The sequence below is a fragment of the Hydrogenophaga sp. 2FB genome, from assembly GCF_005503365.1.
In the GTDB taxonomy this organism is placed as follows: Bacteria; Pseudomonadota; Gammaproteobacteria; order Burkholderiales; family Burkholderiaceae_C; genus Hydrogenophaga.
In genome coordinates this window covers 45,148-67,763 of the sequence record NZ_SCML01000031.1, presented here as the reverse complement: position 1 = coordinate 67,763, position 22,616 = coordinate 45,148, and the positions used below count along the sequence as shown (strand labels likewise).

Below are 22,616 nucleotides of genomic sequence, written 5' to 3'. Positions count from 1 at the left end.
GGCAAGCGCTCCCAAGCGGTTGATGTGTGTCGTTTGTAGGTCGCTCACATGACGCTCGTATGAATCTCTCAAGACAACTGCAGCGCCTCGCGCTCCACGAAGACATCAACTTCCTGCTCACCAACCGCGTGCCACGCGCCGCGCTCACGCGCTTCATGGGCTGGCTCAGCCGCATCCGCCACCCGTGGGTGCGGGGTGCGTCGATGGCGGTGTGGCGCACGTTCACCGACCTCGACCTGAGCGAGGCGAGGAAGACCTCGTTCGACAGCCTGCACGACTGCTTCGTGCGCGAGCTCAAACCCGGCCTGCGCCCGATCGATCCGCGCCCCGATGTGCTGACGAGCCCCTGCGATGCCATCGTGGGTGCGTGTGGCCGCATCGGCGAGGACGCGGGCGCGCAGGTGTTCCAGGCCAAGGGCTTCCCGTACCCGCTCGCGGACCTGCTCGGCAATGACGAACGTGCGAAATCGATGATCGACACGCTGCGGGGCGGCAGCTATGTGACGCTGCGTCTGACCTCCAGCATGTACCACCGCTTCCACGCACCGGCCGCGCTGTCGCTGGAGCACGTGACGTACCACAGCGGCGATACCTGGAACGTGAACCCGATCGCCTTGAAACGCATCGAGCGCCTGTTCTGCAAGAACGAGCGCGCCGCGCTGCACGCGCGCCTGGCCGATGGCACCCCACTGCTGCTGGTACCCGTGGCCGCCATCCTCGTGGCCAGCATGCGGCTGCGCGCGGTGGACGTGGCGCTCAACGCGCGGTACCGCGGCCCGCACGAATTGCCCTGCGCCGCGCGCTACGAGAAAGGCGACGAGATGGGCTGGTTCGAGCACGGCTCGACCATCCTGGTGTTCGCACCGCCGGGCTTTGCACTGCACGAAGGCGTGGACACGGGCCACCGCGTCCGCGTGGGCGAGGCCCTGCTGAGGCGGGAGCCGGCCTGATCAGGCCGGCTCCCGCCACCGGTCACCGCGTTTCCAGCGCACCGGCCTGCTCGAACATCGCCCTGCCCGTGACCCGGGCTTCTGGCTTCGCACTTGCAGGCGCGGTGCGCAACAGCTCGGCCAGGCGTTCGTATCCCGGGCCGCGCACCTGCTTCAGCCTGGACTGCAACGCCACCCAGGCTGGGTCGGCCTCGCGCTGCATGCGTTCGAACAGGCCCGTGTAGGCCTCCAGCCGCGAGCGCCGCAACCAGTCCTGCACATCCGCGCGCTGCGACCAGCGCAACTGGTTCTTCGCGGTCTGCAGGTGCATGCGCAGCCAGTCGAGCGGCACCCGCGGAACCAGCACGGGTTCACACAGGGCGTTCTTTTCCTGTTCGTCGTCGAGCGTCGCCTCCAGGTGGGCAATGAACGCGGCGCTGAAGCTCGGCGAGCAGCGGCGCACGTACTGAGGCACCAGCCGCTGTCCCTGGAACACCGGTTGCAGCGGACCGCGCGGCAAACCGCCCGCGCTGCAATGCACGTGCACGTGCCGGGCGGAGGTTGCGATCTCGCCGTGCTCCAGCACGATGCGATCGATCTCGATGGCCCGCACATGGCCCAGGCGCACGACGTTTTTGATCCTGCGCAGTTGCGCCAGTTCGGCCTCGCTGACGATGGCACAGCGGTACATGGTGGGCTGAACCGTTGGGTCGATGCGCTGCAGCAAGCGCGCGGCTTCCAGACGGGCAAACAGATCGGGCAACGACGTGGCATCGCGCGCAGCCTCGAATTCGGCCACCATCGCGGTGAGCGCCTGGTGGGCGAACGCCGCGGTGGGCTGCACGTTGGCGCGGTTGAGCAGCCACGCCTCGCGTGGACGGATCCAGGTGATGGCATCGGGGTCCACACCGTGCTCGAGCAGCCACAAGGCCGTGTCCATCGCGGTCTTGCCGCCCCCCACGATCACGTGGCCCGCCGCCGGCTGCCGCCACTGCGTCAGTTCGGTGGGCGTCAGGCACGTCACCCCGTGGGCCACGGCGAAGCGCGGGCCGTGGGTGGAGGGCACCTGGGTGTCGGCCTGTGTCGCGTCCACCCAGCGCCGTCCGGCCACCAGACGCCGGCGCTGGCCATTCACCAGCGAGGTGGCCGTGCCGCTCTCGTCCACATCGTGCAAGGGCAGCCAGGTCACGCGGCCGCTGGGCAACAGGCTGTCCTGCATCACGCGGTCGTAGTAGGCACAGATTTCGGCGCCGCTGGCCAGCTCGTTGAGCCCCGCGTTCAGCCCTACCGTGTCGATGCGGCCACTGCCCAGCGGGGTCGAGTTCACGCCATAGGTGACCGAGGGACCGTGCAGGCGCACAAAGGGGTAGGCGTCGTTCCAGTGGCCGCCGGGCTTGGCGCGCCGGTCCACGATGACGACCTTGGCCGAGGTCTCCGCCACCAGCGTGTCGGCCAGGGCCATGCCCACGGCGCCCGCGCCGACGATCACGTAGTCGGCTTCCAGAATAGGTTCATGCATCTTGATCTCCATGGAGGCCCTCACCGCGACCGTGGCTTGCGCCACAGCCGTGGGAGTGCTGTTCAGTGTTTGGTGACGACGATCTCGAGGTACTCGCTGGGCACCACCAGCGAACCGGGGCCGGCCACGTTCAACTCCTCGAGCAGGGCCGTGATGGCGCGCTCGAGCGACTGGGCACCGGCGGCGTCGAGCGCTGCGAAGGCCTTGTGCACCGGGCCATAGAACTCGCGAAACACCGACACGAAGTGCGCTGGCGAGTGGTAGCGGAAATGGAAGTGCCGGCGCTGGCATTCGATGTGCGCGGCCTGGGCGCCGAACAGCTCGACGATATGCGGCTCGGTTCCCCACAGCGCAGGCGACTGCACGCCCGCCGGCGGGGCGACGTGGGCGCCAATCACCTTGAACAGGCGGCCGATGAAGCCGGCGGGTGTCCAGTTCGCCAGCGCAATCCGGCCACCGGAGCGCGTCACGCGCAGCATTTCGCTCGCGGCGCGCTGGTGGTCGGGCGTGAACATGACGCCGAACGTGGACATGACAAGGTCGAAGCTGACGTTGGCAAAGGGCAGCGCCTCGGCATCGGCGAGCTGAAACTGCACCGGCAGGTGCTCGGCTTGCGCGCGGGCGCGGCCCTTGTCCAGCAGCCCCTGCACGTAGTCGGTGGACGTGACCACCCCGTGACGGCGGGCGGCGGCCAGGGAGGCATTGCCGTTGCCGGCGGCCACGTCGAGCACGGCCTGACCGGCGCGCACATCGGCGGCTTCGGCCAGCGTCTCGCCGACGATCTGCAAGGTGGTGCCGATGGCGGCGTAGTCGCCGCTGGCCCAGGTGGCCTGCTGACGTTGCTTGATGGCGGTGAAATCCGGGGCGGGTTTTTCGATGACGGCGTTCATGGAATGGGGCTCCTGAGAAGGGGTTTGGGTGGTGCATCGACGCGGGGGGCGCCGATGGATTCATTCTGGAAAATCGCCGCCATTGACGCTTCACCTTCTGTTGGGCATATTTGCTCGAGCGTCCGCCGTTGGCGGCCTGCAAGGCCTGGTCCATGCCGTGCGTCCGGGCGACTTGATCGAAACCCCTCACGGCAGGAGTCTTCGATGAGCCACGATCCCCTGTCCGACGTGTTGCGCAGCGTGCGCCTGCGCGGCGCGATCTTTTATTACGTGAGCTTCGACGGCGAATGGGCGGCCGAGACGCCGCCGTCGCCGATGCTGGCCGGTGCGCTCATGCCGGGCGCCGACCATGTGCTCGCCTACCACCTCATGGCCAAGGGCGAAGGTTGGGCTGCGTCGGACGGCCAGGCGCCGGTGCGGCTGGCCACCGGCGACATCATCATGTTTCCGCGCGGTGACGGTCACGTGATTTCCAGCGCGCCGGGCATGCATGCGATCGAGGATCAGAGCAGCTGGCGGTACGAGACACGCAACGATCCGAAGCCGATCGCCGTGGCCTACCACCGCGGCGTGCTGCGGCCCGGCCTGCCGGGCCCTGCCGACGACGCACGCTCGGTCGTGGTGTGCGGTTTTGTCGCCTGCGACATGAAGCCCTTCAACCCACTGATCAACGCCTTGCCACCCCAGTTGCACCTGCCCGCCGGCGCCTTGGGGACATGGACGACGCAACTGCTCGACCAGGCGGTGGCCGAGTCGCGCGAGCGCCGCGCCGGCAGCGCCGCCATCCTGGAGCGCGCGAGCGAATTCGTGTTTGTCGATGCGGCGCGGCGTTACCTGGAATCGCTGCCGCCGGGCTCGGCGGGGTGGCTGGGCGCCCTGCGCGACCGGCACGTCGGACAGGCCATCGCGCTGATGCACGAGCGTCCGGCAGACCCGTGGAGCGTCGAGGAGCTGGGGCGGCAGGTAGGGCTGTCGCGATCGGCCCTGCACGATCGCTTCGTCGACCTGACCGGGCAGGCGCCGATGCAGTACCTGACGGACTGGCGCATGCAACTGGGTGCGGGACTGCTGCGCAAGGGCAATGCCAAGGTGGCCGCCATCGCCCAGGAGGTGGGCTACGACTCCGAGGCCGCCTTCGCGCGCGCCTTCAAGCGCCTGGTGGGTCAACCACCCGCCGCGTGGCGGCGAGCCCAGACGGCGTGAGTGCCTGGCCGCGCGCCGTCACGGAAAACGACCCGATCTGTCACCAGACTTTCACACGGCTTGCACATGATCCGAGGTGATCCATTCACCCAAGGTCATCGCCATGCCCCACGCCCATTTCAACGACGAAGATTCCAACACCAGCGCCAACCCCGCGTTCGACCATGTCCTGCACGCCCGCCTGAGCCGCCGCAGCCTGCTGCGCGGTGGTGTGGGTGCCGCCAGCGCAACGGCGCTGGGCGGCGCTGCAGCCCTGAGCGGCTGCAGCACCCTGGGTCCGGTCGCGCCCGTCAACGCCTTGGGCTTCGCGCCCGTGGCCAAGACCATGGCCGACCAGGTCAGCGTGCCCGCCGGCTACACCGCGCGCGTGATCTACGCGTTGGGCGATCCGCTCACCGCCGACACACCGGCCTACCGCAACGATGGCACCGACGCCGACTTCGGCAACCGTGCGGGCGACCACCACGATGGCATCGAATGGTTCGGCCTCGATGCTTCGGGCCAGCCGTCCGACACCTTCGCCTCGCGCGGCCTGCTGGCCATGAACCACGAGGCCACCACCGACGAAAAGCTCAGTTCCTTCTTCATCCACGCCAACGGCGGCACGTCCACACTGCCACGCCCGGCGGCCGAGATCGACAAGGAACTCATGATTCACGGCATCGCGGTCGTGGAGGTGCAGACCGACGGCAAGGCCTGGGCCGCGAAGCCGGGCTCGGCGTTCAACCGCCGCGTGACCACCATGACCCCGACCGCCATCCACGGCCCGGCGCGCGGCAGCGAGCACCTGGTGACCAAGTACAGCCCCGACGGCACGCAGGCCCGTGGCACGCTCAACAACTGCGGCACCGGCCGCACGCCCTGGGGCACCTTCATCTCGGGTGAAGAGAACTGGTTCGGCTACTTCTTCCGCGACGCCAAGGACGACGACGCGCGCAAGAAGGACAAGCAGGTGCAGGCCCTCAACCGCTACGGCCGCAAGGCCGGCGCGGCCAGCCGCCACGGTTGGGAAAGCGGTGGCGCGAGCGACACCTACACGCGCTGGAACAACAGCGCCATCGGCGCGAGCGCGAAGGACGACTTCCGCAACGAGATGAACACCTTCGGCTATATCGTCGAGATCGACCCCTACGACAAGCGCCAGGCCCTGCGCAAGCGCACCGCGCTCGGCCGCCTGGGCCACGAAAACGCGACCTTCGCGCGCGCCACCACCGGCCAGCCGGTGGTGGCCTACATGGGCGACGACTCGCGCGGCGAGTACATCTACAAGTTCGTGTCCGACGCGAAGTGGGACGCGGCCGACGCCAGGCCGGCCAACCGCCTCGCCGCGGGCGACAAGTACCTCGACAAGGGCACACTGTACGTGGCGCGCTTCAAGGACGACGGCAGCGGCGAGTGGCTGGAGCTGTCGATGGACAACCCCGTCATCGCCAACAGCTCGTACTTCGAATTCAAGAGCAACGCCGACGTGGCCGTCTTCACCCGCCTGGCCGCCGACGCGGTGGGCGCGACGAAGATGGACCGCCCGGAATGGGGCGGCGTGAACCCGAAGAACGGCGAGGTGTACATCACCCTCACCAACAACAGCAACCGCACGCCGGCCACCGCCGACCCGGCCAACCCGCGCGCCTACACCGACCTCAAGGCCGGCAAGGAACAGAAGGGCAACGTGAACGGCCACATCGTGCGCCTGGCCGAGAAGGCCCCGACCGACGCCAGCTTCCTGTGGGACATCTACCTGTTCGGCGCCGAAGCCGGTGCCGACAAGTCGACCGTCAACCTCTCGCACCTGACCGCGGAAAACGACCTGTCCTCGCCCGATGGCCTGGTGTTCAGCAAAGCCACCGGTGTGTGCTGGATCCAGACCGACGACGGCGCCTACACCGACACCACCAACTGCATGCTGCTCGCTGCCCTGCCCGGCCAGCGTGGCGACGGTGGCAGCAAGGCGCTGGCGCACGGCGAGCGCACCGTGACGACACACGTCGGCAAACCGCAGACGACCGCCACGCTCAAGCGCTTCCTGGTGGGCCCGAAAGGCGCCGAGATCACCGGCATCACCGAAACGCCCGATGGCCGCACGATCTTCGTGAACGTCCAGCACGCCGGTGAGAACACCAGGATGGCCGATGTGAACGACCCGTCGAAGTTCGAGAGCCGGTGGCCGGCGAACGCGGGCTACGGCGCGGGCCAACGGCCGCGTTCCGCCACGATCGTGATCACGAAGAACGACGGTGGCGTGATCGGGACCTGATCCCACGACCCGCCCTGCGGCGGATCGGGGTGGGCCGCAACGGCCCGCCTCACAACTATTTTTTCAAGCGGAGGGAATGGAACGGGTCTACTGGCGCTCTAGATCACCATGTTCCAGTCTGCCGAGTCCCGATACAACACCTGGGTGCGGGAGCATTACCGCTTCCTGTTTCGCAGCGCGTGGGCGCTGACGGGTTCGCGCGCCCTGGCCGAGGACGTGGTCCAGGACTGTTTCGCCAACGCGTGGCGCCACCGCGACCAGCTGCGCGAGGCCGGGCTGGCCCGCGCCTGGCTTTTCCAGATCATGCGGCGCAGCGCGTTCCGCCATCTCGCGCCCGCCGATGTGGTGTCGCTCAACGATGAGGACCACCCGGAAGAGGCCGCCCCCGACCACGGGCTGGACGACAAGCTCGACGTCGTGAAGGCGCTGAGCCGCATCGCACCGATCCACCGCGAGGTGCTGGTGCTCTATTACTTCGACGACATGCCCACCGCCCGCATGGCCGAGGCGCTGGAGATCGCGCCGGGCACCGTGCTCTCGCGCCTGGCGCGGGCGCGCGACGCCCTCAAGTCGGCCATGACGACACCCCCTCAACCTGTACCCGCGCAGGCTACTGGCATGTCGGGCGCACGCCTGCGAAAGGTTTGAGATGAGCCACGACGATCAACACCCCACGAGCGCGCGCGACGACAGCGCCTTCGATCTGCGCGCGCGCGCCGAACTGGCCCTGGCCTACGAACCGGGCGAAGCCCCACCCCACCTGTTCCGCCGACCTGCGCCTCTGCTCAAGCGGCGCCCGGTCCAGCGCTTCCTTGCCGGCCTGCTGCTGGCCGCCACCGGCACCGGCGCGGTGCTGGCCATGCGCCCGCCCGCGGTGGTGCGCAACGCGATCGATCACGAGTACCACGAGCGCACCTTGCGCGGCAGCTTCATGGACCCGCGCCAGCTGCTGGCGCACCTGGGCATGCCCGACGCGAAGGTGTTGCCCGGCTTCCCGCAGCTCATGCGACCGTGCGACATCGAGGGTCACACGGCCTACCACCTCACCACCTTCTTCGAAAAGGGCGGCATGGTCACGGTGTACGCGTTCGACCAGCCCGTGGACCTGAGCGAGTCCAGTGGCTGGTGGAACAGCGCGCACTGGAAAGTGATCCGCTCGCGCGAGGGCAAGCCCTTGCTGCTGGTGGCCCAGCAGAAGAAAGCCCTGGCGGTGGCCCAGGCCGCGCTGCAACGCGCACCGGTGGCTCGACCAGGCTGAACCGCCCGCCGATCCACACCCGCACATCCATTCACCCCAACCGGCGCACAACGCCCCATCCCTCGGAGACCTTGAGATGAACCCACAACCCACGTCGCTCCCCCGCCGCCAGCTGCTCGCTGGCAGTGGTGCCGCTCTGGCCGCCGCCGGCCTGGCCGGCTTCGGCCGCACGGCCGCCGCGGCTGGCGAAACGCCGGCACCCGCCGTGGCCGGCGCGGCCAAGCCGCTGCCCGCGTATGTCGGCTGGAAAGATGCGCCCAGCCTCATCGTGCACAGCAGCACCACCATCGAGACCAAACGCAGCGCGTTCGGCACCAGCGTCATCACGCCGTCGGAACAGCTCTACCTGCGCAACAACCTGCCCGCGCCCGACGCCGCCATCCTGGCCGACCGCGACGCCTGGGTGATCGAGATCGAAGGCGTCAAGAACCCGCGCAAGCTCACACTGGGCGACCTCAAGCGCATGGGCATCGAGACCACCGCCATGGTGATGCAGTGCTCCGGCAACGGCCGCGGTTACTTCCCCAGCAAACCCAGCGGCACGCCGTGGCAGGTAGGCGCGGCGGGCTGCGTGGTCTGGAGCGGCGTGCCCGTGCGCTGGGTGGTCGACGCGCTCGGCGGCCTGAACGCCGGCATGCTCCACCTCACCGGCACCGGTGGCGAGAAGCTGCCCGATGGCCTGGACCCCAAGAGCATCATCGTCGAGCGCTCGGTGCCCGCCAGCGCCATGAACGATGCCCTGCTGGCCTGGGAAATGAACGGCACGCCGATCTCGCTGGCCCATGGCGGCCCGCTGCGCCTGATCGTGCCGGGCTACACCGGCGTGAACCAGATCAAGTACATCAAGCGCCTGGCCTTCACGGCCAAGGAAACCGACGCGCGCATCATGTCGCACGGCTACCGCATCTCCCCACCCGGCGCCAAGGGCGACCCTTCGCAGCCATCGGTGCAGGAGATGTCGGTCAAGTCCTGGATCAACGGGCCGGGCACGGACGGCGCTACCCTGAAAGCGGGCGACGCGCAGATCCATGGCGTGGCGTTCGGCGGCATGAATGGCGTGGCCAAGGTCGAGGTGTCGCTGGATGGCGGCAAGACCTGGCAGCTCGCGCGCCTGGTGGGGCCCGACCTGGGCCGCTTTGCCTGGCGTCAGTTCGTGTTCGCGGCACGCCTGCCCGCGGGCCAGTTCACGCTGGCCAGCCGCGCCACCGACACCGCCGGCAACGTGCAGCCCGAGCAGCGCGTGGAAAACGCCGGTGGCTACAACAACACCAGCTGGCTCGACCACGCCGTGAAAGTGAGCGTGGCATGACGCGTCGGTTCCACACAACTGCCCTGGGCATCGCCGCCTGGGCGCTGGCCGCCATCGCACTGCCGGCATCGGCCGCCGACAACGCCGCCCTACTGCAGCAAGGCAAGGCCTTGTTCATGCAAGGTTCGGTGCCGGCCTGCGCCGTGTGCCACACGCTCAAGGACGCCGGGGCCGAAGGCGCCGTGGGCCCGAGCCTGGACGAGCTCAAACCCGACGCCAAGCGCGTGGCCACCGCCCTGCGCAATGGCATCGGACAGATGCCGTCCTACAACGGCAAGCTCAGCGATGCGCAGATTGCCGCGCTCGCGGCCTACGTGTCCAAAGCCACCGGCGCGAACTGACCGGCGCCGCTGGCTCAGCTCACTCGATCGGCGTGAGCTTGGCCACGCTGAGCGCCAGCCATTTGGTGCCGTGGCGCGTGAAGTTGACCTGCGCGCGGGCGTCGTCGCCCGCGCCTTCCACCGCCAGCACCTTGCCCTCGCCGAACTTGTTGTGGAACACGGCCAGGCCCGCGCGGATCTCGGTGCCGCGATCGGGCTCGGGGGCTTTCTGGCCCAGCCCTTTGGGGTCGCCCCGCTCCTTGAAGCCCGGCGACCACGACGGCTGCAGCGCGGCCGGCGCGCCGAAGTTGCGGCGGCCGTTCTGCCACTGCCCGCCCCCACCCGCCACCGGCGCGGACCAGGCCGGCTGTGGCGGCGTGAGCCATTTCAGGCAGGCCTCGGGCAACTCGTCGAAGAAGCGGCTCTTCATGTTGTAGCGCGTCTGGCCGTGCAGCATGCGCGTCTGCGAGTGGCTGAGGTAGAGCCGCTTGCGCGCGCGCGTGATCGCCACGTACATCAGCCGGCGCTCTTCCTCCAGACCATCACGGTCGCTCATCGAGTTCTCGTGCGGGAACAGGCCCTCTTCCATGCCGGTGATGAACACGCAATCGAACTCCAGGCCCTTGGCGGCGTGCACCGTCATGAGCTGCACGGCGTCCTGCCCGGCCTGAGCCTGGTTGTCGCCGGACTCGAGCGCGGCGTGGGTGAGGAAGGCGGCGAGCGGACTCATCGTCTCACCGGTTTCGGCATCGGGGGCCAGGGCTTCGTCCAGCATGGGCAAAGACGCATCCAGCCCCTGGCTCGCCGGGCTCTGCGTGAGCGCTTGCCCTGGGGCATCTCCCGAGCGAGCCACCGCGTCGCGGCCAAAGCCTTCGATGCCGACAAAGCTCTTGGCGGCGCTCACCAGTTCCTCCAGGTTTTCCACCCGGTCCTGCCCTTCGCGCTCGTTGCGGTAGTGCTCCACCAGGCCGCTGTGCGCGAGCACCAGCTCGATGATCTCGGACAGGGTCATGCCATCGGAGCGCTCGCGCAGCACATCGAGCTTGGCCACGAACGCGCCAATGGCGACACCGGCACGGCCGGTCACCGCACTCACACCATCGTGCAGCGAACAGCCCGACGCGCGCGCCACGTCCTGCAACTGCTCGATGCTGCGCGCACCGATGCCGCGTGGCGGGAAATTCACCACGCGCAGAAAGCTGGTGTCGTCGTGCGGGTTCTCCAGCAGGCGCAGGTAAGCCAGCGCGTGCTTGATTTCGGCGCGCTCGAAAAAGCGCAGGCCACCGTACACACGGTACGGCAAGCCCGCGTTGAACAGCGCGGTTTCCACCACGCGGCTTTGGGCGTTGCTGCGGTAGAGCACGGCCATTTCGCTGCGCGGCACGTCTTCGCGCGCGAGCTGTTTCATTTCGTCGACCATCCACTGCGCTTCGGCGAAATCGCTGGTGGCTTCAAACACGCGCACCGGCTCGCCTGCGCCCGCGTCGGTGCGCAGGTTCTTGCCCAGGCGGTGCGTGTTGTGGCTGATGAGTTGGTTGGCCGAATCCAGGATGTTGCTCGCGCTGCGGTAGTTCTGCTCCAGCTTGATCTGGTGGCGCACGTTGAACTCGCGCACGAAGTCGGCCATGTTGCCCACGCGCGCGCCGCGAAAGGCGTAGATGCTCTGGTCGTCGTCGCCCACGGCGAACACCGCGTTGGTCGAATCGCCCAGACCCGCCAGCGGTGGCGTGCTGAACATCTTGATCCAGGCGTACTGCAGGCGGTTGGTGTCCTGGAACTCGTCGATCAGGATGTGGCGAAAGCGCCGCTGGTAGTGCTCGCGGATCGGGTCGTTGTCGCGCAGCACTTCGTAGCTGCGCAGCATGAGCTCACCAAAGTCGACCACGCCTTCGCGCTGGCACTGTTCTTCGTAGAGCCCATACAGCTCCACTTTCTTGCGCGTCTCCTCATCGCGCGCAACCACGTCGCGCGGGCGTTGCCCATCTTCCTTGCAGCCGCTGATGAAGTACTGAATTTGCTTGGGCGGAAAGCGCTCGTCGTCGACGTTGAACTGCTTGCACAGGCGCTTGATGGCCGAGAGCTGGTCCTGCGTGTCCAGGATCTGGAACGTGGCGGGCAGATTCGCCAGCTTGTGGTGCGCGCGCAGCAGGCGGTTGCACAGGCCGTGAAAGGTGCCGATCCACATGCCACGCACGTTTACCGGCAGCATCGCGGACAGCCGCGTCATCATTTCCTTCGCGGCCTTGTTGGTGAAGGTCACCGCGAGAATGCCGCCGGGCGACACCTGCCCGGTCTGCAGCAGCCACGCAATGCGCGTGGTGAGCACCCGCGTCTTGCCCGAGCCGGCGCCCGCGAGGATGAGCGCATGCTCGGGCGGCAGCGCCACGGCGGCGCCTTGCTCGGCATTGAGGCCCGCGAGCAGCGGGGAGGACGGGGCAACGGGGTCTTCAAACAACATGGGTTGATTGTAGGAAGCGCCGGCACGCCTCATGTGGAAATCCATATGGGTCTCATATGGCCCTGCATAACCCATGGACAAGGGGGTCATTTCCATTGCGCCTAGAATCGGGCACCGGGCCCAAGCTTCTTGCGCCCGGTTTTTTTTGGCCACGGCATGACAAGCCCTTGGCCAGAAAGCCGGCCAGACCAAGCGCTCACCTGTTCAACAACAGCTTTCTGGAGCTTGGTTCAAATGGAAATTTTTGACTACGACAACGTCCTGCTGCTGCCGCGCAAGTGCCGCGTGGAGAGCCGTTCGGAATGTGACGCGAGTGTGGAGCTCGGCGGACGCAAGTTCCGCCTGCCGGTGGTGCCCGCCAACATGAAGACCGTGGTCGACGTGCCGATCTGCACCAAGCTGGCCAAGGACGGGTACTTCTACGTCATGCACCGCTTCGACCTGGACAACGTGCAGTTCGTGCGCGACATGCACGCCGCAGGCGTGTTCGCGTCCATCTCGCTGGGCGTGAAGGCACCCGACTACGCCACGGTCGACACGCTGGTGGCCGAGGGCCTGGTGCCGGAGTACATCACCATCGACATCGCGCACGGGCATGCCGACAGCGTGAAGAACATGATCGGCTACCTGAAGCAGAAACTGCCCACGTCGTTCGTGATCGCGGGCAACGTGGCCACGCCCGAGGCGGTGATCGACCTGGAGAACTGGGGCGCGGACGCGACCAAGGTCGGCGTGGGCCCGGGCAAGGTCTGCATCACCAAACTCAAGACCGGTTTTGGCACCGGCGGCTGGCAGCTCTCGGCGCTGAAGTGGTGCGCGCGCGTGGCGACCAAACCCATCATTGCCGACGGCGGCATCCGCAGCCATGGCGACATCGCCAAGAGCATCCGCTTCGGCGCGTCGATGGTGATGATCGGCTCGCTGTTCGCCGGCCATGAAGAGTCACCGGGCCTGACGGTGGAAGAGGACGGTCAGCGGTACAAGGAGTACTACGGCTCGGCCAGCGACTTCAACAAGGGCGAGTACAAGCACGTGGAAGGCAAGCGCATCCTGGAGCCGATCAAGGGCCACCTGGCCGACACGCTGATCGAGATGGAGCAGGACGTGCAGAGTTCGATCAGCTACGCCGGTGGTACGAAGTTGATGGACATCCGCAAGGTGAACTACGTGATCCTGGGTGGGGACAACGCGGGTGAGCATCTGTTGATGTGACCCTCTTCACTGGGGTGTCTTCTCGCTAGCCGTTTCGGTCGGCTACCTCGCGGGCTCGTGGACGGGTGGCGCACCCCTTGTTCGAGTGCCAACGAGGTCATCGGTGGCCATGGGGTACGGCGCAGCGGCGTAAAGGAGGAGAGGCGGCGAAGCCGACTCGGGGGACAGCCGCGGAGCCGTGCCCCGTGGTCGCCGATGACCGGAGCCACACGGCGCGACACGGCACCAAAAACAAAAAAACAGAACCCCCTCAGACCGAGAGCAAAGACCGCACCATCTTGTGCAGCCGGTGTTTCGAATCGGCTAGCGCATCGACGATGCTGAAGTGGTTCAACCCTTTCAAGGCTTGGCACACCGGCACCACCGTCTCACCCCAGGCCTGCTGAATCAGGCGGTTGTGGCGCAGGAACTCGCTGCTTTCCTCGGCACCCGCCACGGTCACCAACTCGCCGCGGCCGCGCTCGCGCAGGGGTGGCGCGGGCAGCAGCGCAGGGCTGGCCTTTCTCACCTGCTCGGGTGTGAGATGCAGTGAAGCCTGCAGCGAGGGCGTGTGCATGATCGGCTCCAGATCAAACAGGCCCGACATCGACAGCGCGTTCTTCACCAGCGACTCGGGCAAATCGTCGCCCACCAAGGTCCAGTCGCACGCCAGCATCATGGTCGCCAGGTGGCCGCCCGCCGAATGCCCCACCACCGTGATGCGATCCGGATCACCGCCATGGGCGGCGATGTGGCGGTACACCCAGGCCAGCGCCTTCACCATCTGCAGCGTGATATCCGGGATCGTCACCGCCGGGCACAGCGCGTAATTCGGCATCACCACGCATGCGCCGTGTTGCCCGAAGGCCGGGGCGATGAACGAGTGGTCGGATTTGTCCAGGCTGCGCCACCAGCCGCCGTGGATGAACACCAGCACCGGTGCGGGTGGTGCCCCCGGCTTGCGCCGCGCGGGGAACACGTCCAGCGTCTCACCGGCGCCGTGGCCGTAGCTCAGGTTGATCAGGCTGCGGCCACTCTCGCGCGCTTGGGCGGAGTCGCGCGCCCAGCGCTCGAAATAGGCCGGGTGCTCAGGCACCCGAGCGCGGTTGTTGTACTCGCGCTCGAGCCAGGCGGGGTCAAAAGAGGCGGGATTCGTCATGTGGGCGCATTGTGTCATGGGGTTTTTCTCTCGTTCTTCAACACCCCCGGTGGTATTTACCGTATTCTGTATACGGAATTCGAAACTGCCCATGACCCAGCCGCTTCCGTCCCTTCAGCCAAGTGCCGCACCCGATCTGACCGATCAGGTCTACCGCGCACTGCTCGACGCCATCAGCGCGGGCTCGCTGGCGCCCGGACAGCGCATCACCCAGGACGAGTTGGCCGCGCAACTCGCGGTCTCGCGCCAGCCGGTCATGCAGGCGCTGCGGCTGCTGAAGAAAGACGGCTTCGTGCAGGATGCACCCCAGACCCACGGACCGGCCGGGCGTTGCCGCGGTCTGCAGGTCACGCCGCTGGACACCGCCTGGATCGCGCAGGTGTACCAGGTGCGCGGCGCGCTCGACGGCCTGGCCGTGCGGCTGGCGACGGAGCGCCGCACGGTGCTCGACCCGGCGTTGTTGACGCGCGGCCGTGACGCCGTGAAGCGCGGCGACATCAAGGCCATGATCGATGCCGACCTCGCCTTCCACACCGCCTTGTACCGCGCGACGCAGAACCCGCTCATCGAACAGAGCGCCTTGCTGCACTGGCACCACATCCGCCGCGCCATGGGCGCGGCCTTGCAAGCGGACTTTGTGCGCGAGCCGGTGTGGGACGAGCACGAAGCCATTGCCCGGGCCGTGGCCAGCGGCGACGTGGCGCTCGCCGACGCACTGATGCGCCAACACGGCCAACAAGCCAGCCATTTGCTGAGCACAGAGCTGAACGCCCGGACGCGGGCGGTCACTCCCCCACCACGGGCGCGCAAGCCCAGGACCTCACAACTCCGTGGTCATCGGCTACTCGCGTAGTCGACCCACTTCAGCGCGGTTTCCGGGCCTGGCCCGGAAACCGCCTTTTTTTGCCTACCATTGACTGGGTGCCACGCAGGCCGTGGCCCCTGTTTCAGATCCCACCGGACCCACATGAACACCTCCGCCCCCCCGTCCAGCGATCCGATCACCTCGACACGCGTGGCCGTGCTGGGTATCGGCATGATGGGTTTCCCGATCGCGCGCCGCCTGCGCGAAGCAGGCTTGCAGGTCAGCGCATGGAACCGTTCGCGCAGCAAGGCCGAGCGCCTGCTGCCCATGGGCACGACGGTGACCGACACCCCCGCGCAAGCGGTGGCCGAGGCCGACGTGGTGATCTTGCTGCTGGAGGACGGCAGCGTCGTGGACGACGTGCTGTTCCACCAAGGCGCCGCGCAAGGCATGCGCGCGGGCGCGGTGGTGGTGGACATGTCGTCGATCCAGCCGCGACAGGCGCGCGACCACGCCACGCGCCTGTCGGCCCAGGGCTTGCACCACCTGGACGCGCCTGTGTCGGGTGGCCCGCTGGGCGCCGAACAAGGCACGCTGGCCATCATGGCGGGGGGCAAGCCGGCCCAGTTCGAACGCGTGCGACCCATCCTCGAGTTGCTCGGCAAACCGGTGCATGTGGGCTCGCACGGCGCTGGCCAGCTCGCCAAACTGGCCAACCAGATGATCGTGGGCATCACCATCGGCGCGGTGGCCGAGGCCTTGCTGCTGTGCGAAAAAGGCGGCGCCGACATGGGCAAAGTCAAAGAGGCCATCACCGGCGGTTTCGCCGACAGCCGCATCCTGCAAGTGCATGGCCAACGCATGATCGAGCGCGACTTCACCAAGCACGGCGCGGTGTCGGTGCAACTCAAAGACATGCGCAACGCCATGGCCACCGCACAGGAGGTGGGGTTCGACGCGCCCATCACGCAATTGTTCGAGCAGCTGTATGCACAAGCCGTCGACCATGGCCTGTCCGACCTGGACCACTCGGCGCTGTTCGTCGAACTCGCCAGCCGCAATGGCATGACCTGAAACGGCGCTTCTTTGCTAATATTTCCGGCGATGGGGACGTAGCTCAGCTGGGAGAGCGTCGCGTTCGCAATGCGAAGGTCGGGAGTTCGATCCTCCTCGTCTCCACCACCACGATTCAAAGGGTCTTGTTCGCACAAGGCCCTTTTTGTTTCGGCTTGGCATGGCACGCGCAAAAGACACGTCAAATCCCGTCGCCAGCGCCTCTCTGACCCAGTCCCCACGGCCAAGCAAGCGGCGCCGTGGTGCACCCCACCCGCGCGGCTCGACGCCGTTGACGGGCACACACGGAACGTTGTGAAACCAGCCAGCAGCCACCCTCGGGTGGCTGCTTTTTTTCGTCTGCAAGGTGCCCTTCATCGGCTCGATCGCCGTCGGAAAACCACGTGCGTCACCTGCCACCTTCAAACACTGATACCCAGGGAAAACCCCATGATTTAAATCGCAACAACTTAACTTGATATGTCTTGTTTTTATTTTTCTTAACTTATAAACTTGCGCCATCGACGAACCCGGCCACGCAAGGATCACCACGATGGACAACAAACCAGAAACAGAACAACGGATGCTCAAGGTCCGTATCAACCGCGGCCCGGGGTCGGGCGATCACGCCACGTACGCCGTGCCTTGGCGGGAAAACCAGACGGTGCTGGACGTGGTCACCGAGGTGCAAAGAACCCAGGAGCCGACACTGTCCTATCGCTTCGCGTGCCGCGTGGGCGTCTGCGGTTCCTGCGCGATGACGGTCAACGGCAAGCCACGCTGGACCTGCAGAACACACGTCAGCCGCGTGGAAGAAGACGGCGTGATCGTGATCGAGCCCTTGCGCAACATGCCGCACGTCAAGGACCTCGTCGTCGACATGGCGGAGTTCTTTGGCAAGTGGAAGCAGGCGGGCAACACCTTCGTGGGCACCGCCACCCGCCACGACCCGCCCGCGCATGTCTTGCCGCAAAGCCGCAAGCGCAAGATGGCAGACGCAGCCATCGAATGCATCAATTGCGGCGTTTGCTACGCGGCCTGTGACGTCGTGTCGTGGAACAAGGACTACCTCGGGCCGGCGGCGTTGAACCGGGCCTGGACCTTGTTCAACGACGAGCGCCACGCGGACCCGACCGACGTGCTGCGCAAAGCCACCTCCGGCAGCGGCTGCAATTCCTGCCACAGCCAGGGCAGCTGCATGACCCACTGCCCGGTCGAACTTAGCCCGACAGGCTCGATCGCGGGACTCAAGAAGAACGCCCTCACCCTGTTCCTCAAGGGAGGCTGACATGGAGCAGAAACTGTTCGCGCTCCAGCGCCTCACCGCGATGATCATGGCGCCGTTCGTCCTGATCCACGTCGGTCTGATCGTGTACGCCGTTCAAGGCGGGCTGACCGCCGGCGAGATCCTGTCGCGCACGCAAGGCAGTTGGGGCTGGATCAGCTTCTACACGCTGTTCGTCGTCAGCGTCGGCATACACGTGCCCATCGGCGTGCGCAACATCCTCATCGAATGGGCCAGGCTGTCCCGCACGACAGCGGGCATGATCAGCGCCGCCTTCTCAGCGCTGCTGCTGTTCATGGGTTTGCGTGCGGTGGTGGCGGTTGGAGGGCTGCTCTCATGAAGTCGCCCAGAAATCACAAGGCGTATTGGGCGTTTCTGGGCCACCGCCTGTCCGGGCTCGCGCTGGGCATCTTCCTGCCGGCCCATTTCTACGTCCTCGGACTGGCGCTCGAGCAATCCCAACGGCTCGATGGCTTCCTGAAGCTCGCCGAGATGGGCGCCTTCAAGTTCGGGGAATGGGGACTGGTCATTCTGCTGTCCATCCACATGTGCTTCGGTTTGCGGCTCCTGGCCATGGAACTGCTGCCCTGGAGCACCACACGCGATGCCCGACTGTCCTGGATCACGTGGGGCGGGATCGTTTCGTTCGTCATCGGTTTGGTATTCGCCGCGAGAGTCGTCCAATGAACATCCGTCACCACAAAACAGACATCCTGATCCTGGGCACCGGTGGCGCTGGCCTGTTTGCAGCACTGCACGCCAAGAAGGCAAACCCCGCGCTCAAGGTCAGCGTCGCGGTCAAGGGACTGCTCGGCAAATGCGGTTGCACCCGCATGGTCCAGGGCGGCTACAACGTGGCCTTGTCGGCAGGCGACTCGGTCGAGCGGCATTTCATGGACACCATCGAAGGCGGCAAGTGGCTGCCGCGACAGGACCTCGCGTGGCGCCTGGTCGAAGGTGCCGTGGAACGGGTGCGCGAACTCGAGAACGAGATCGGTTGTTTCTTCGATCGCAACCCTGACGGCACGCTGCACCAGAAAGCGTTCGCGGGCCAGAGCTTTGACCGCACCGTTCACAAGGCAGATTTGACGGGCATCGAAATCATCAACCGCTTGATGGAACAGGTGCGCGCCCTGGACGTGGAAGAGCTCGAAGAGCACCGCGCGATCGAGCTGATCCCGGCCGCGGATGGATCGGGCATTGCGGGCGTTCTGTTCATCGACATGCGGACCGGCGAATACCGCGTCGTCCAGGCAAAGGCGGTGCTGCTGGCCACCGGGGCCGGCCCGACGATGTACCGCTACCACACGCCCTCCGGCGACAAGACCTGCGACGGTCTCGCGATGGCGATGCGCTACGGGCTGAAGCTCAGGGACATGGAGATGGTGCAGTTCCATCCCACCGGGCTCCTGGGCGGGCCCGACACCCGCATGACCGGCACCGTGCTCGAAGAAGGACTGCGCGGCGCGGGCGGGTATCTCCTGAACGGCGACGGCGAGCGCTTCATGGCGAACTACGACGCGCGCGGCGAGCGGGCCACGCGCGACGTGGTGAGCCGCGGCATCTACGCCGAAATGCGCGCGGGCCGCACGGGCCCCATGGGCGGTGTCTACATCCAGATGAGCCACCTCGGACCGGAGAAGGTCGCCAAGACCTTCCCCGGGATGGTCAACCGCTGCAAGGACTGCGGCTTCGACCTCGCCGGCGGACGGGTAGAGGTGGTGCCGACCGCGCACTACCTGATGGGCGGTGTCGAATTCAACGTCGACTGCTCGACCGCGTCACCCGGCTTGTTTGCCGCAGGCGAAGACTGCGGCGGGGTCCATGGCGCGAACCGATTGGGGGGCAACGGCGTCGCCAACTCAACGGTCTTTGGCGGCATCGCCGGCGATTCGATGGCCGCGTATGCGTCGCGCGTGACGCACTGGCGAGACCTGGACAACCGCGTGATCCAGCAAGGCATCGAGCGCGCCGAGTACCCGTTCTCACGCCCCTCCGGGGCCATCCATGAGCTGCGCGACGCGCTGTCGCGAACCATGTGGGACGACGTCGGCGTGCTGCGCCAGCGCGAGGCGATGGAACGCGGCCTGACATCCGTGGCGCGCCACCGTGCCGACCTGCGCGCCATCGGGGTCGCCGACAGCGACCGTCGCTACAACCTGACCTGGCACGACTGGCTCAACCTCGAAAGCCTGGTCGACATGTCCAAAGTGATCACGGTCTCCGCCCTTGCCCGCGAGAACAGCCGCGGCGCCCATTTCCGCGAGGACTTCCCGGAGCCCGGCGATCTCGAGACCAGTTGCTACACCCGCGTGTCCGCGAATGGCGACGAGATCGACCTGGAGATGGTTCCCGTGTCATTCGACATCGTCCGGCCCGGCACCTCTCTCATCACCGGCGAAGCGGGCCAGCCGCCAAAGACCCCAGCGTAAGGATTCACACGATGAAGATACCCATCCACAAAGTCGGCGAAGCCGCACTGGAGATCATGCGGCGCGCCGCGATCGAGATCCCGGTCGACTACAAGAACGGCATCAAGGAAGCGCAGAAGAAGGAGACCGGCAAACTGCCGCGCTTCGTCATCCACGCCATGCAGGACAACTGGGAGGCGGCCGATGAAGATCGGCGTCCCATGTGCGCGGACACCGGCCTGCCGCGGTACTACGTCAAGGTCGGCAACGAAGCCTCGGTGGAATCGGGATTCGTCGCCGTCGAACGCGCACTGCGCAAGGCCACGTCCGATGCGACGCAACTGGTGCCCTTGCGCCCGAACCGGGTACATCCCCTCTGGCGCACGGACCACAACAACAACGTCGGCATCAACGCGCCCGAGATCGAGTATTCGTTCGAGCCCGACGCCAACTGGATCGACATCACCACCGTTCACAAGGGTGGCTTGTTCGGCACCGACTACCGCATGCTGTTTCCGGGCGATGGCATCGACGGCATCAAGCGCTTCGTGCTCGACACCCTGATCGCCTTCGGCAAACGCGGCCTGGCCTGCCAGCCCGCGATCGTCGGCATCGGTCTCGGCGGCTCGAAAGACACCTGCATGCAGCTCGGCAAACAAGCTGCCTGCCTGCGCGTGGTCGGCGACCGCAATCCCGATCCGAAGATCGCCGCGCTGGAGCTGGAGCTCAAGCAGCTGGGCAACTCGATCGGCATGGGCGCCATGGGCTTCGTCGGTTCCTCCATGGTGGTCGACTGCCACATCGAGGTCGGCTACACGCACACGGGAGGCATGCCGATCAGCATCCACACGTTCTGCCTCTCGTCACGCCGCGCCACGGCGCGCATCCATCCGAACGGCGAGATCGAATACCGCACGGATCCTCTGTGGTTCACCCCTTACATGCGTCGGGAGACAGTCGAATGGTAGACAACAACGAAGCCGATGACATCAAGGTGTTTCATCTCAACCTGCCCGCGACGACGGAGGACATCTCCAGGCTCGAGCTGGGCTCCGCGGTCTACCTCACCGGCGTGGTCTACACGGCGCGAGAAGGTGTCTACAAGAAGGTGCTCGAGAACGGCGTGCCCCTGCCGCTGGATCTGAGGTCCATCAGCAACGTCAACTTCCATTGCTCGCCCGCGGCCGCGCCCAACGACGAGGGTGGCTACAACGTCGGCGCCGTGACCGCCACCGCCAGCTTCCGCTTCTCGAAGTGGATTCCGGGTTGGCTCGAGCGCACCGGCGCACGCATCCTGATCGGCAAGGGCGGCATGCCGGCGGAGGACTACAAGAAGATCCTGGCGCCCAACGGCGCCATCTACCTCACCACCGTGGGGTATGGAACGGGTGCCTTGCTGGGCCGCGGCATCAAGCGCGTGCGCGACGTGTTCTGGCTGGACGAGCTGGGCATCGCGCAGGCGATGTGGGTGTTCGAGGTCGAGAACTTCGGGCCGTTCATTGTCGAGAGCGACCTGCAGGGCAACTCGCTGTTCGCGCAACACGGCGAGGTGATCAACGCCGGGATCGAAAAGCTGTATGCCGGCCTCAAGCCACCCGCGCTGCACCGGTATGGCGAGACGGATGACCGCCGCAACGAAGTGATGTAGACCGCGCATGCCCTCCCCTCACACGCAACTCAGCAAGCCCCTGCAGGACCCTCCCATGATCATTGACTTTCGCATCCGCCCACCCGTTGGCGGGTTCCGCGACACCCTGATGTATTCCGCAGGGGAACGCCGCGACGGATTCACCCGGACCGTCGGCTTCACACCTTCCATCGCCGCGCAGAAGCAGTCCATGGACCTGCTGCTCCAGGAGATGGACCAGGCCAAGGTCGACCGCGGGGTGGTCGTGGGCCGTCTGGCCGGTACCTTGGGCAGCGTGCCGAATGAGGACGTGCAGCGGATCGTCGAGGAGCACCCGAATCGATTCATTGGCGCGGCATCGATCGATCCCACGTCGCGGGTCGGCGCATGCCAGACCATCGACAATGCGCTGGCGGCGGGCTTCAAGCTGATCAACATCGAGCCGGGCTCCTATCCCAATCCCATGTATGCGGACGACCGGCGCCTGTACCCGATCTATGCCCACTGCGAAGACCGCAAGGTCCCGGTGATCATGATGGTGGGCGGCACAGCGGGTCCGGACTTGAGCTACTCCGATCCCATCCGAACGGACCGTGTGCTGGCCGACTTCCCGAACCTCAAGGTGGTGGTCGCGCATGGCGGATGGCCCTGGGTCACCGAGATCCTGCACATCGCGTTTCGCCGTCCCAACATGTACCTGTCGCCGGACATGTACTTCTCGCGCATGCCGGGTTGGGAGCAGTACGTCAGCGCGGCCGACACCTTTCTCTCGGATCGCATGCTCTATGCCAGCTCCTTCCCGTTCTGCCCCGTCAAGGACTACAAGGACTGGTTCGAGACCCTGCCGATCAAACCCGAGCACCTCGCCAAGGTGATGGGCGGAAACGCCCGGAAGTTGCTGGGCATCTGAGCGTTCTGCGTGACCCAAGGGCAAAGACGATACGC

The 22,616-nt window shown here is 66.5% G+C and carries 21 protein-coding genes and 1 tRNA gene; 18 read left to right on the top strand and 4 right to left on the bottom strand.

Features of this window, described 5'->3' with window-relative positions; translation table 11 throughout:
* The first annotated feature begins 59 nt into the window (after window positions 1–59).
* Entirely contained in the window at window positions 60–950 is an 891-nt protein-coding gene (gene asd, locus FFS09_RS18445; RefSeq protein WP_137920362.1) for an archaetidylserine decarboxylase, read from the top strand.
* 22 nt (window positions 951–972) lie between these two features.
* Here asd and FFS09_RS18440 read toward each other — a convergent pair whose 3' ends face one another.
* Both FFS09_RS18440 and FFS09_RS18435 read right to left on the bottom strand, forming a co-directional pair.
* Window positions 973–2,448, bottom strand: a complete 1,476-nt coding sequence (locus FFS09_RS18440) for an NAD(P)-binding protein (protein WP_171020089.1) — start codon at window positions 2,446–2,448, stop codon at window positions 973–975.
* Between the two features lie 62 nt (window positions 2,449–2,510).
* Window positions 2,511–3,338 (bottom strand): class I SAM-dependent methyltransferase, encoded by an 828-nt coding sequence (locus FFS09_RS18435; protein ID WP_137920360.1) that lies wholly within the window; start codon window positions 3,336–3,338, stop codon window positions 2,511–2,513.
* A 204-nt stretch (window positions 3,339–3,542) separates the two neighbouring features.
* Between FFS09_RS18435 and FFS09_RS18430 the strand changes: the two genes are divergently transcribed.
* From FFS09_RS18430 to sorU, 6 genes are all read left to right on the top strand, one after another.
* Window positions 3,543–4,541 carry an AraC family transcriptional regulator gene (locus FFS09_RS18430; protein WP_137920359.1) on the top strand — a complete coding sequence of 333 codons (999 nt, stop codon included), beginning with the start codon at window positions 3,543–3,545 and terminating at the stop codon, window positions 4,539–4,541.
* Between the two features lie 103 nt (window positions 4,542–4,644).
* Window positions 4,645–6,795, top strand: a complete 2,151-nt coding sequence (locus tag FFS09_RS18425) for a PhoX family protein (RefSeq protein ID WP_137920358.1) — start codon at window positions 4,645–4,647, stop codon at window positions 6,793–6,795.
* A gap of 108 nt (window positions 6,796–6,903) precedes the next feature.
* On the top strand, window positions 6,904–7,443 hold the full coding sequence (locus FFS09_RS18420; protein ID WP_137920357.1) for an RNA polymerase sigma factor: 540 nt from the start codon (window positions 6,904–6,906) through the stop codon (window positions 7,441–7,443).
* A 1-nt stretch (window position 7,444) separates the two neighbouring features.
* Complete coding sequence (locus FFS09_RS18415; protein WP_137920356.1) at window positions 7,445–8,053, top strand: hypothetical protein; 609 nt, start codon at window positions 7,445–7,447, stop codon at window positions 8,051–8,053.
* 76 nt (window positions 8,054–8,129) lie between these two features.
* Window positions 8,130–9,362: a SorT family sulfite dehydrogenase catalytic subunit gene (gene sorT, locus FFS09_RS18410; protein ID WP_137920355.1), complete on the top strand. Its 1,233-nt coding sequence runs from the start codon at window positions 8,130–8,132 to the stop codon at window positions 9,360–9,362.
* On the top strand, window positions 9,359–9,703 hold the full coding sequence (gene sorU / locus FFS09_RS18405; protein WP_137920354.1) for a SorU family sulfite dehydrogenase c-type cytochrome subunit: 345 nt from the start codon (window positions 9,359–9,361) through the stop codon (window positions 9,701–9,703). The genes sorT and sorU overlap by 4 nt, the downstream gene beginning before the upstream one ends.
* Before the next feature lie 19 nt (window positions 9,704–9,722).
* Here sorU and FFS09_RS18400 read toward each other — a convergent pair whose 3' ends face one another.
* Window positions 9,723–12,140 carry a UvrD-helicase domain-containing protein gene (locus FFS09_RS18400; RefSeq protein ID WP_137920353.1) on the bottom strand — a complete coding sequence of 806 codons (2,418 nt, stop codon included), beginning with the start codon at window positions 12,138–12,140 and terminating at the stop codon, window positions 9,723–9,725.
* Window positions 12,141–12,374: 234 nt separating this feature from the next.
* On the opposite strand from FFS09_RS18400, the gene FFS09_RS18395 reads away from it, so the two are divergent.
* Window positions 12,375–13,352 (top strand): GMP reductase, encoded by a 978-nt coding sequence (locus FFS09_RS18395; RefSeq protein WP_137920352.1) that lies wholly within the window; start codon window positions 12,375–12,377, stop codon window positions 13,350–13,352.
* Window positions 13,353–13,602: 250 nt separating this feature from the next.
* Here FFS09_RS18395 and FFS09_RS18390 read toward each other — a convergent pair whose 3' ends face one another.
* Window positions 13,603–14,508: an alpha/beta hydrolase gene (locus FFS09_RS18390; RefSeq protein WP_252374421.1), complete on the bottom strand. Its 906-nt coding sequence runs from the start codon at window positions 14,506–14,508 to the stop codon at window positions 13,603–13,605.
* A gap of 73 nt (window positions 14,509–14,581) precedes the next feature.
* On the opposite strand from FFS09_RS18390, the gene FFS09_RS18385 reads away from it, so the two are divergent.
* The 10 genes from FFS09_RS18385 to FFS09_RS18340 all read left to right on the top strand — a co-directional run bounded on the left by FFS09_RS18385 (window position 14,582) and on the right by FFS09_RS18340 (window position 22,581).
* Window positions 14,582–15,343 (top strand): GntR family transcriptional regulator, encoded by a 762-nt coding sequence (locus FFS09_RS18385; protein ID WP_137920351.1) that lies wholly within the window; start codon window positions 14,582–14,584, stop codon window positions 15,341–15,343.
* 114 nt (window positions 15,344–15,457) lie between these two features.
* Complete coding sequence (locus FFS09_RS18380; protein ID WP_137920350.1) at window positions 15,458–16,369, top strand: NAD(P)-dependent oxidoreductase; 912 nt, start codon at window positions 15,458–15,460, stop codon at window positions 16,367–16,369.
* Window positions 16,370–16,401: 32 nt separating this feature from the next.
* A tRNA-Ala gene (locus tag FFS09_RS18375) sits at window positions 16,402–16,477 on the top strand.
* A gap of 424 nt (window positions 16,478–16,901) precedes the next feature.
* Window positions 16,902–17,636, top strand: a complete 735-nt coding sequence (locus FFS09_RS18370) for a succinate dehydrogenase/fumarate reductase iron-sulfur subunit (protein WP_137920349.1) — start codon at window positions 16,902–16,904, stop codon at window positions 17,634–17,636.
* 1 nt (window position 17,637) lies between these two features.
* Window positions 17,638–17,973 carry a succinate dehydrogenase gene (locus FFS09_RS18365; protein ID WP_137920348.1) on the top strand — a complete coding sequence of 112 codons (336 nt, stop codon included), beginning with the start codon at window positions 17,638–17,640 and terminating at the stop codon, window positions 17,971–17,973.
* Window positions 17,970–18,320: a succinate dehydrogenase/fumarate reductase transmembrane subunit gene (locus FFS09_RS18360; RefSeq protein ID WP_137920347.1), complete on the top strand. Its 351-nt coding sequence runs from the start codon at window positions 17,970–17,972 to the stop codon at window positions 18,318–18,320. Before FFS09_RS18365 ends, FFS09_RS18360 begins: the two co-directional genes overlap by 4 nt.
* A complete protein-coding gene (locus FFS09_RS18355; RefSeq protein ID WP_137920346.1) occupies window positions 18,317–20,065 on the top strand; it encodes an L-aspartate oxidase in 1,749 nt (582 codons plus the stop codon). Before FFS09_RS18360 ends, FFS09_RS18355 begins: the two co-directional genes overlap by 4 nt.
* Window positions 20,066–20,076: 11 nt before the next feature.
* Complete coding sequence (locus FFS09_RS18350) at window positions 20,077–21,012, top strand: fumarate hydratase (protein ID WP_137920345.1); 936 nt, start codon at window positions 20,077–20,079, stop codon at window positions 21,010–21,012.
* Complete coding sequence (locus FFS09_RS18345; RefSeq protein WP_137920344.1) at window positions 21,006–21,692, top strand: fumarate hydratase C-terminal domain-containing protein; 687 nt, start codon at window positions 21,006–21,008, stop codon at window positions 21,690–21,692. Before FFS09_RS18350 ends, FFS09_RS18345 begins: the two co-directional genes overlap by 7 nt.
* Before the next feature lie 55 nt (window positions 21,693–21,747).
* Window positions 21,748–22,581, top strand: coding sequence for an amidohydrolase family protein (locus tag FFS09_RS18340; RefSeq protein WP_137920343.1), 834 nt, complete (start codon window positions 21,748–21,750; stop codon window positions 22,579–22,581).
* Window positions 22,582–22,616: the final 35 nt, after the last annotated feature.

What these genes read in the sequence shown, in the direction of transcription:
- asd (WP_137920362.1), top strand. Translation starts at nt 60, where the DNA reads ATGAATCTCTCAAGACAACTGCAGCGCCTCGCGCTCCACGAAGACATC.
- FFS09_RS18390 (WP_252374421.1), bottom strand. Translation starts at nt 14,508, where the DNA reads ATGACACAATGCGCCCACATGACGAATCCCGCCTCTTTTGACCCCGCC.
- FFS09_RS18400 (WP_137920353.1), bottom strand. Translation starts at nt 12,140, where the DNA reads ATGTTGTTTGAAGACCCCGTTGCCCCGTCCTCCCCGCTGCTCGCGGGC.
- FFS09_RS18415 (WP_137920356.1), top strand. Translation starts at nt 7,445, where the DNA reads ATGAGCCACGACGATCAACACCCCACGAGCGCGCGCGACGACAGCGCC.
- FFS09_RS18430 (WP_137920359.1), top strand. Translation starts at nt 3,543, where the DNA reads ATGAGCCACGATCCCCTGTCCGACGTGTTGCGCAGCGTGCGCCTGCGC.
- FFS09_RS18370 (WP_137920349.1), top strand. Translation starts at nt 16,902, where the DNA reads ATGGACAACAAACCAGAAACAGAACAACGGATGCTCAAGGTCCGTATC.
- FFS09_RS18355 (WP_137920346.1), top strand. Translation starts at nt 18,317, where the DNA reads ATGAACATCCGTCACCACAAAACAGACATCCTGATCCTGGGCACCGGT.
- FFS09_RS18395 (WP_137920352.1), top strand. Translation starts at nt 12,375, where the DNA reads ATGGAAATTTTTGACTACGACAACGTCCTGCTGCTGCCGCGCAAGTGC.
- sorT (WP_137920355.1), top strand. Translation starts at nt 8,130, where the DNA reads ATGAACCCACAACCCACGTCGCTCCCCCGCCGCCAGCTGCTCGCTGGC.
- FFS09_RS18425 (WP_137920358.1), top strand. Translation starts at nt 4,645, where the DNA reads ATGCCCCACGCCCATTTCAACGACGAAGATTCCAACACCAGCGCCAAC.
- FFS09_RS18440 (WP_171020089.1), bottom strand. Translation starts at nt 2,448, where the DNA reads ATGCATGAACCTATTCTGGAAGCCGACTACGTGATCGTCGGCGCGGGC.
- FFS09_RS18435 (WP_137920360.1), bottom strand. Translation starts at nt 3,338, where the DNA reads ATGAACGCCGTCATCGAAAAACCCGCCCCGGATTTCACCGCCATCAAG.
- FFS09_RS18360 (WP_137920347.1), top strand. Translation starts at nt 17,970, where the DNA reads ATGAAGTCGCCCAGAAATCACAAGGCGTATTGGGCGTTTCTGGGCCAC.
- FFS09_RS18345 (WP_137920344.1), top strand. Translation starts at nt 21,006, where the DNA reads ATGGTAGACAACAACGAAGCCGATGACATCAAGGTGTTTCATCTCAAC.
- FFS09_RS18420 (WP_137920357.1), top strand. Translation starts at nt 6,904, where the DNA reads ATGTTCCAGTCTGCCGAGTCCCGATACAACACCTGGGTGCGGGAGCAT.
- sorU (WP_137920354.1), top strand. Translation starts at nt 9,359, where the DNA reads ATGACGCGTCGGTTCCACACAACTGCCCTGGGCATCGCCGCCTGGGCG.
- FFS09_RS18365 (WP_137920348.1), top strand. Translation starts at nt 17,638, where the DNA reads ATGGAGCAGAAACTGTTCGCGCTCCAGCGCCTCACCGCGATGATCATG.
- FFS09_RS18380 (WP_137920350.1), top strand. Translation starts at nt 15,458, where the DNA reads ATGAACACCTCCGCCCCCCCGTCCAGCGATCCGATCACCTCGACACGC.
- FFS09_RS18340 (WP_137920343.1), top strand. Translation starts at nt 21,748, where the DNA reads ATGATCATTGACTTTCGCATCCGCCCACCCGTTGGCGGGTTCCGCGAC.
- FFS09_RS18385 (WP_137920351.1), top strand. Translation starts at nt 14,582, where the DNA reads ATGACCCAGCCGCTTCCGTCCCTTCAGCCAAGTGCCGCACCCGATCTG.
- FFS09_RS18350 (WP_137920345.1), top strand. Translation starts at nt 20,077, where the DNA reads ATGAAGATACCCATCCACAAAGTCGGCGAAGCCGCACTGGAGATCATG.